Raw genomic sequence first — 4,912 nt, forward strand, 5'->3', positions numbered from 1 at the left:
TGTGCTGTGGCGTGGGGCCTGCTTGGGTTCGCCCCCACCCGCCGGGGGGGGGGGGCGGTCGAGACCGGATCCGGTCTCGACCGGGGCCAGGAGACGGACACCGGCCCTGCTGCGTTGCCGGGCCTCGCTCCTCAGACCGTGATGGTGATCTGCTGGTCGATGGCCGACTGCAGCACCCCGGCCTGGTCCTGGTTGCTGGTGGCGTTCAGCTGCAGGACGAGTAGACGCCGCCGGGTCCCGGAATGACAACGGTCTCCTGCGCGGACACCGCGGAAATGCCTTGCAGCGTGCGTCGGCCAACGCCGTCTTGCCGATTCCGCCCTCTCCAGCCGCGCCCCGCCCACCGGTCACAGAAATTCAGCGCACGAGCGGCAATCCCTGTCAGCGCTGCTCGCCGACCTCCTCCGGGGGGAAGGCCGGCGCGAGGGCTTCGGTCAGCCGCCGGGCGAAGGCGTCCTGCTGGTCCGCCAGGTCCGGGCGGTCCTTCGCGAACTCGGCCCAGTCGGCGTCGATGGCGATCTGCCGCAGCTGGATGAACCGGGTGTCCGGGGTGACCGCGCGAAGCAGTTCCGGCGTCGGCGTGCAGTGCTCGGCGAGCAGGACGGCGTCGTAGAGGTCCTTACCCTCGGGGAAGCGGTCGTCGGTGAGCCACAGCAGTTTCCACGCCAGCGACAGTTCCGGGCCGGCCGCGAGCATGGCGGTGGCCGGGCCGGGGCGGCCCAGGCGAGGGATCTCGGTCCAGCGCGGCGGTTCGGGCAGGGGTTCGTTGAACACGAAGTCCAATTGCACGGTGCCGGAGGGGATCCGGGCATCGAGGGCGGTCCAGGGCACGACCAGACGGCGACCGGGGACGCGGTCATAGGTCCAGATGTCGGCATCGACGGCCTCGCCGGCGTGGAGACGGATCGACTCGGAGGCCTCGGCGGCCGCGGCCACCCGGGCAGCGATATCGGCGAGCATGCTGTCGGTGAGGTCGCTGTGGAACTCCCATTCGGTGGGCAGCACGATGAAATCCACGTCGCCGGGCTCGCGGGCCAGGTCGCCGAACCAGGCGCCGAGCACGACGCTGCCGCGCAATACCAGGTGGTCGGTCCAGGGAGAATCGGCGATGGCCGCCAGCACGGCATCGAGGGCGTCACGGCGAGCGGCGAACCAGCCCGCGGCCAGGTCCGCGTCGTCGAAGTGCGGTTCGCTCAAGCGCATTCCCATGCGATGCTCCGCCATGGCGGGATCGAAGACCGGCCGCTGCAGGACGCCGTCGCCGGCGACCGGCAGCAGCGTGCGGGGCAGGTCGCGTAGTTCCCTGTCCGCTGGGGACGGCGGCTGGGCCGGGACCACGGCGGTGGGCTTCCACGGGCCGGGCCCCAGGGCGGTCCACGGTGTGGTCGTCATGGCCGATTCCCTCCGTCGGTGATCCAGCCGGCGTCGATCGACTCGTCGGTGTCGAGGACGACGAATTCACGTTCGGCGGAGAGTACTTCGTAGTTGTTCGCTTGCAGCGCGGTCAGCAGGGCGGTGTGGCGGGCGGTGGCGGTGGCGTCGCCGACCAGGCGGCAGCGTTGAGTGACGAACCGCTCGGTGCGGCCGTCGGGCCGGGTGCGGCGGGCATTGGCGGACAGGTGTGCGGTGTGGGCGGTGGCGAGGCGGGCGAGTGCGCGCACTTCGGTGCCGGGTGTGAGCAGCAGTTTGATGTGGTGCTCGAAGTAGTAGCCGGCACCCAATGCGACGGCGGCGTCATCGGTGGCGGGCACGCCTGCCGCCCAGGGTGTCGCCTCGATCTTGGTGCGGACCACCTCGAATCCCGCGGCACCGAGCCGCGCGGTGAGCGCCGCTACCGAATCCGCAACCGCGGGAAGCGATCCCGCGGCGTGGACGGTGAGCATCGGCTGGTCGATGACGCGGCCGCGCTCCAGCACGATGTGCACGAACTTCAATCCCTGTGCGGCGGCGTACCGTTCGAGGCGTCCGGCATCGGTCGCGCGCACGGTGAGGTGGGCTTCGAAGTCGCCGTGGAAGATCGGGGGAGCGGTCGCGGTCACCGCGCCATCCTCGCAAACCCACCGCCGTGCCGTCGCAGGGTTTTCGGGCGCCGGATCAGTGCGCGTAGAGCCCGGGGCGCCGCCGGTGCCAGGGGAGTCGGCGCTCCAGGTCGGCGGCGATCGCGAGCAGGGTGGCCTCCCGGCCGTAGCCGGCGACGAACTGCACACCGACCGGAAGGTTCGAGGCCGATCGGCCCAGCGGCAGCGAGATGGCCGGGTTGCCCGTGGCATTGAACAGTGCGGTGTACGAGCCGAATTCGAAGATCTTGCGATACCACTCGGGCGCGGTCAGCGCCGGATCGTCGGCGTCGAGGTGGCCCAGCGGCAGCGCCGGGCGCGCGGTGGTGGGGGTGAGGTAGAGGTCGTAGTCGGTGAGCAGCCGGGCCACCGCGCGGCGAGCCGTATTGAAGGTCGACTCGACCGCGTACAGATCGGCCGCGGTGCGGGTGGCGCCGTGGGCGACACAGGCGCGGGTGGTGGCCTCGAGGTGATCGGCGCCCGGCGTGACGCCCAGCGCGGCCGCGGCGGTGGCGACGGCGTCGGCGAGGAAACTGCACCAGGCGTCGAGGTTGGCGCGGTGGAACGCCTCGTAATCGACAGCGGGATCGGCCAGTTCGACCTGATGCCCCATGTCGGCCAGTTCGCGGGCGACGTCCGCGACCGCCCGGGCGCAGTCCGGATCGGCGTGCGACAGGTCGGCGGTCACGGCTATGCGCAGTATGGGCGCGGGCCGGGTGATGAGCGTGCGGAAGTCGGCCGGCTCGGCGGGGAACAGGTACTTGTCCCCGGGTTCGCTGCCGTGCACGGCGTCGAGCAGGCCCGCGCAGTCCCGCACCGTCCGGGTGACCGCGAACTCCACACCCATGCCGAGCAGCGGATCGGCGTAATCGGGTGCGGCGGAGACCCGTCCGCGACTCGGCTTCAGCCCGACCAGTCCGCACACCGCCGCCGGGATACGGATGGATCCGCCGCCGTCATTGGCGTGCGCGACCGGCAGCGCCCCGGCAGCCACCAAGGCGGCTGCGCCACCGCTGGATCCGCCCGCGCTGCGCGCCGGATCCCACGGATTCCGGGTGGGCGCACCATAGGCGCGGGCCTCGGTGGTGGCGTTGAAACCGAGCTCGGGGGAGGTGGTCACCGCCATGGTGGCCAGGCCCGCGCGCCGGAAGCGGGCCATCAGCGCGGTGTCGTGCGGGTGCGCCACACCCTCGCCGAACAACCGGCTGCCATTGCGCTGGGGCACGCCCGCAGCGTGGATGATCAGATCCTTGATCGCGAACGGCACGCCGGCGAACGGACCGGACGGGTCGTAGTCCAGCGGCCGCTCGAACACCTCGCCCACGACCGCCCCGAGCTGGGGATCGACCTGGGCGATCGCGGCCGCCGCCGCAGCCTGGACCTCGGCGGCCCCGGCCTGTCCCTGCCGCATGAGGGTGGCGAGACCCGTCGCGTCGTGTGCCGCGTAGTCGGCGATATCCATCGGAAACCTCCCGGTGCTGTGTGCTGGTGCGCCAGAACGTAGGTCGCCGCGCCGGGTGCGGCATCCGTCGATCGACGGACGCGGTTCGGCGGTCCGGGCGCTGTCCGCACACCGTCCCGTGGCCGCGGGAATCGTGACGGGCGTCATACTGGCCGGATGGTTGCCGCATCTGATGAGAGTCTGGACCCGGCCGTCGCCCTGCGGGTCCGGACGTCGATCGCGGCGGCGACACCGGACCGGCCGGGTCTGGGCCGGGTGCTGTTCGAGCTGTCGCGGGTCGTCGCCTTCGAGCACGCGGCGCTGTCACGGTTCGATCCGGTCGCCGGAGTGCATCGCACGGCGGCCGGTGTCGGCTATCCGCCGGGTGCGCTCGAAGTCATCGATACCTGCCTGCACACGCACCCGCTGTTCACGCGGCTCCGCGACGAGCGGGTACCCCTCGAACTGGGTACGGTTCCGGCCACGGCCCGCTCCGGACCGGTGTTCGAACGGGTCATCGTGCCGCTCGGTTACCGGCAGGGCCTCACCCAGCCGTTGTTCGGCGTGGACGGCCGCTACCTGGGCATGCTGAACATGAGTGGCACTGCGGGCGTGCCGTTCTCGCGGTCGTCGATGACCGCGCTCGCCCTGCTCGCCGACGTGGTCGGCGCGGCGCTCGATCCGTGCCGCAGCCCCGAGACCGCGGTCGATCCCGGGGAATCGGTGGTGCTCGTCGGCCCCGGGAATGACGTGCACGCGGTGACGGAGTTCGCCACAGCGAGGTTGTTCGCGGCCGGTACCGCCGGATTCCAGCTCGCGCGGTCGGTGGCCGAATCCGGTTGTCCGCGTGACTATCTCCTGATCGCCGTCGGGGAGGTCTACCGCACACGGATGCGCCCGGCCCGCTCCGGCGGCACCCGGGTCGCCTACCGCCGGATCGACCCGCCGCACGCGCTCACCCTGCGCGAACTCGAGGTCCTCGCGCTGCTCCCGGCGGGCGGATCCAATGCCCGGATCGCCGCCGACCTCGGCGTCGAACCCTCCACCATCGCCACCCATATCGAACGCATCCTGCGGAAACTGAACGCGCCCAACCGAACCGTCGCCGCCACCACCGCGGTGCGCTGGGGCCTAGAGGTCGAGGCCGCGCGCTGATCGGCTCGGAACAGGAAGTGGCCACCGGGGTCCCGCTCGATCTGCAGCTCTACGACGTGGAGAGCGCCCGATACCCGGGATGGATCCGCCTGCTGTGGGGCATGGCCGGAGAAGACGAAGTGGTGGGGGGGGGGGGGGGGCGGGTGGGTGGGCGGGGTGTACATGGGTTGTCGTGGGGGCCGCCGGTGGACCGGGGCCGGCGCTGGGTGGTGGGGCGGGACTCGCGGCCGAGGCGGTACGAGTCCCACGCGGTGCGGGC

Annotated in this window: 4 protein-coding genes; 1 reads left to right on the top strand and 3 read right to left on the bottom strand. The window is 71.9% G+C overall.

The genetic code is table 11. From position 1 onward, the window contains the following. Window positions 1–381: 381 nt before the first annotated feature. From ACWEKS_RS48780 to ACWEKS_RS48790, 3 genes are read right to left on the bottom strand one after another with little or no spacing between them, the layout of a single operon-like run. Window positions 382–1,392: a nucleotidyl transferase AbiEii/AbiGii toxin family protein gene (locus ACWEKS_RS48780; RefSeq protein WP_452346515.1), complete on the bottom strand. Its 1,011-nt coding sequence runs from the start codon at window positions 1,390–1,392 to the stop codon at window positions 382–384. Beyond that, entirely contained in the window at window positions 1,389–2,039 is a 651-nt protein-coding gene (locus ACWEKS_RS48785) for a hypothetical protein (RefSeq protein ID WP_452346516.1), read from the bottom strand. The genes ACWEKS_RS48780 and ACWEKS_RS48785 overlap by 4 nt, the downstream gene beginning before the upstream one ends. A gap of 55 nt (window positions 2,040–2,094) precedes the next feature. Beyond that, the gene (locus ACWEKS_RS48790; RefSeq protein ID WP_452346517.1) at window positions 2,095–3,519 is read right to left on the bottom strand and encodes an amidase; all 1,425 of its coding nucleotides are present in this window, start codon (window positions 3,517–3,519) and stop codon (window positions 2,095–2,097) included. 156 nt (window positions 3,520–3,675) lie between these two features. Between ACWEKS_RS48790 and ACWEKS_RS48795 the strand changes: the two genes are divergently transcribed. Next, window positions 3,676–4,653 (top strand): LuxR C-terminal-related transcriptional regulator, encoded by a 978-nt coding sequence (locus tag ACWEKS_RS48795; protein ID WP_452346518.1) that lies wholly within the window; start codon window positions 3,676–3,678, stop codon window positions 4,651–4,653. The last annotated feature ends 259 nt before the right edge of the window (window positions 4,654–4,912 follow it).

Source organism: Nocardia sp. NPDC004711, from assembly GCF_053601595.1.

What these genes read in the sequence shown, in the direction of transcription:
- ACWEKS_RS48780 (WP_452346515.1), bottom strand. Translation starts at nt 1,392, where the DNA reads ATGACGACCACACCGTGGACCGCCCTGGGGCCCGGCCCGTGGAAGCCC.
- ACWEKS_RS48790 (WP_452346517.1), bottom strand. Translation starts at nt 3,519, where the DNA reads ATGGATATCGCCGACTACGCGGCACACGACGCGACGGGTCTCGCCACC.
- ACWEKS_RS48795 (WP_452346518.1), top strand. Translation starts at nt 3,676, where the DNA reads ATGGTTGCCGCATCTGATGAGAGTCTGGACCCGGCCGTCGCCCTGCGG.